The following is a 3202-nucleotide window of genomic DNA, read 5'->3' on the forward strand; positions in this document are numbered from 1 at the left end:
TCTATCATAATAAAAACTTTCTCATATATTATACTATAAGATCAATTCCGATTCTATTTATAATTGGAATTAGAATTATGGTGAAAAATTATAAATTTACAAAAAAATTAATGATATACTTGTATTGGTGATAGAGTGAAAAAAATAGAAAGAAAAACTAAAAAGACTCCAAAAAATTACATAAAAATAGAAACTTCTGGACTTTCACGAGAAATTGACTCCATTATAGCAGTGAGTATAATAGAAAAAAATTCAGATACTATAAAAACTTTTTGCGTGGAAAATTTTAAAGAAGAAAAAAAATTGTTGGAAGAAGTATTACCTTTGATTTCAGAAAGAGAATTTGTATCCTACTCTGGCAAATCCTTTGACATCCCCTTTATAAAATCAAAAGCAAAATTTTATTTTAATGAAGATGTAGACTTGAATTTTATTGACCTACAAGAAATCACAAAAAAATATAATTTTATATTTAATCTGCCCTCACATTCAAATAAAGTGCTTATAGAAAAATTTATTGAAAAGGATGCTTTAAAAAACAAGAAAAATTACGAAGGCATAAAAATAAAAACACTCTTCAAAAAATATATAGAAGGCGAAAGAGAAGCCTTGGAAAAAATTTTAGAATACAATTTTATTAGCCTAGAAAACTTAATACTTTTGGGCACAAAAATCAGCGAAAAACTTCACAAAAAATTGTCCCTTAATATCTCAAACTTTATATTTTTTATTGAAGATTTAAAACTAAAAGACAACACAATAGAAATTTTGGGACTGACAAATTATGAGAAAAATTACTTTAACACAGAGGAACAATACACCCTTGAAATAAATAATAGAGATGCAATAAAAAATTCCAGTGTATTTTTAGAATTTTGTGGGCAAGAAAATTTTTACAAATTAGAAAATAAATGGAAACTTACAAAGGACTATTTGACTATAAATAAAAAATTCAGCCTAAAAATAAATACAGAAGACGCTCTTTACGACGACAAAAATCTTTGCTACTACCTGCAAAAAAAAGACCTTCCCTTTGAAATTTCAAATAGAGAAAATTTAAAAAGCCCATCACAAATTATAATCCTCTATTACAAAGATCACAAATTTGAAAACGAAAAAGAAGTAATGAAAAAAATAATAGAAAAAGAGTTAAAATATTAAAAAATTAGACCATCTAAAATTATCGAAGATGGTCTAAAACTTTAAAATCTTTTTAAAATTTTGTCATTAAATCCTTATAGTTAAGTTTTATGTTGCAAACAATATAAAAATTATACTTATAAAAATCCCTTCAAAATCATAAATATATGTAAAAGAAAAGACCGAGCAATCGGTCTTTCTTTATCTGTACAACTTATCTTCTAATATAAATTGTAGCTGTTCTTGCTTCTCCGTCCCATTCAATGTCTTGGTCTACCTTATCAACAGTATTTCCGTTAGTTAAGCCAAATACATTTGCTACATTAGTAACAGATACTAGAATTCTGTCATTGATGTTAAGAGGTTTAGAGTCCATCTTAATAGTCTTTCCATTTGAAAGAACAATTTCGTCGCTGTCAATTTGAATTACAGCAGTTAAACCGTCCTTAGTAAATGTTGCTGTTCTAGTCTTAGCATCCCATTTAACTTCTGCTCCAATAGCTTCTGCTACATATCTTAATGGAAGCATAGTTCTATTATTTTGGATTACAGGAGTAACATCCATTATACGTTTAGTAACAACGCCATTTCTTACAACTTCATATTCGTATTCATTTATATGGAATACATACCATAAAGTGTCGTGAACTGGTGTTCCAACTTTAGTCTTTTCAGGTACTATTGTATAAACTGGATAAGTTGGAGTTCTGTGATCTCTTGAATGACTTCCTGGGAAGTAGTAATAATCATCACCAGATACATAACCACTGCCGTTGTCATCTCTACCAATAGCATGATCATTTACATCAATAATAACTTTAGTACTTCCACCTGGAATGTCAGAATCAATAATAGTTACTACGATAGGTCCATCTACATCTGTGCCAGGAGTAACGACAATTTCACCATTAGGGTCTATTACAACTGGGACATAATTGCCGTCTTCATCTTCAGCAACAACAGTAGTGCCTTCTGGGTTATTTATAATAACGCCTGTACCTTGACTTTCATCAGTAGGATCTACTGGATGTTTACCACTTTCATCAATAGTAGTTTCATTATCTCCTGCTGGTGTTTCTGATCCGTTGTCGTCTTTACCTTTTTCGTGTCCATTTACTGGAACTTCTACTACAACTTCTCCATCTGGTAGGTCTTCATCTGTTATTGTAACTGTGATTGGTCCATCTACATCTGTTCCTGGAGTTACTTCGATTTCGCCAGTTTCTGGATTGATTACTACTGGAATGTCGGTTCCATCTTCATCTTTTGCTGTTACTTTTGTTCCTTCATCTGGATTTTTAACAACTACGCTTGTTCCTTGTTTTTCTTCTGTTGGATCTACTGGTGTTGCTTGACCTTCTACAGTTGTTTTGTCTCCTGCTGGGGTTGTATCTGTTACTGTAACATTGTAGCTTGCATCATCTGTTGACTCATCTGTATAAGTTACTACTACAGGAATTGTTACATCTCCTACAGCTTGTCCTTCTGCTGGTGTATAGGTCACTTCTCCTGTTGTTTCATTTATAGATGCTCCCTCTGGTGCATTTGGTCCTAAAGCATAAGATTTTACTGGTGCATCTGTTACAGTGGATCCATCTTCATCTTTTGTAAAGGTTGGGCTTGCTGTTACAGTTTTACCTTTTTCTACTGTTCCATCTGCATATGCTGGTGTGTAGTCTTGAGCTTGTGGTAAATCTTCTGTTACTACTAATGGAACATTATCAACATGACCTTCTTTTATAAGAACTTCTTTGCCTGTATCTGATAATTTGTAAACATCATAAGTTACTTTTACATTTGGAGTCTCTTCTGTTGCAGCTACTGCTACATTTGGTGTGCCTGAAATTACATCTCCATTTGCTGTTAAGCCATCAACAGGTGTGATAAATTCAACTTTTACATTTTTAAATACATAGCCTTCTGCTGCTTGTGGAACTACTGTGTAATTGTAAGCTTTGCCTTTTTGAGCTTGTGGTAGTGGTGAATCTGTGATTAGGTAGTTGTAGCTTCTTACAGATTCAAGAGTTTCACCCTCATCTACTACTGCCATTTTTGTATCAAC

Annotated in this window: 2 protein-coding genes; one reads left to right on the top strand and one right to left on the bottom strand. The window is 31.9% G+C overall.

Annotated elements, in window-relative coordinates:
• Positions 1-135: 135 nt before the first annotated feature.
• The gene (locus MR285_RS04235; protein WP_293558346.1) at positions 136-1161 is read left to right on the top strand and encodes a ribonuclease H-like domain-containing protein; all 1026 of its coding nucleotides are present in this window, start codon (positions 136-138) and stop codon (positions 1159-1161) included.
• A 193-nt stretch (positions 1162-1354) separates the two neighbouring features.
• Here the strand turns inward: MR285_RS04235 and MR285_RS04240 are convergent.
• A partial coding sequence (locus tag MR285_RS04240) for a stalk domain-containing protein (protein WP_293558348.1) occupies positions 1355-3202 on the bottom strand: 1848 nt, incomplete at its 5' end.

This window comes from Peptoniphilus sp., assembly GCF_022767005.1.
GTDB lineage: Bacteria > Bacillota > Clostridia > Tissierellales > Peptoniphilaceae > Peptoniphilus_A.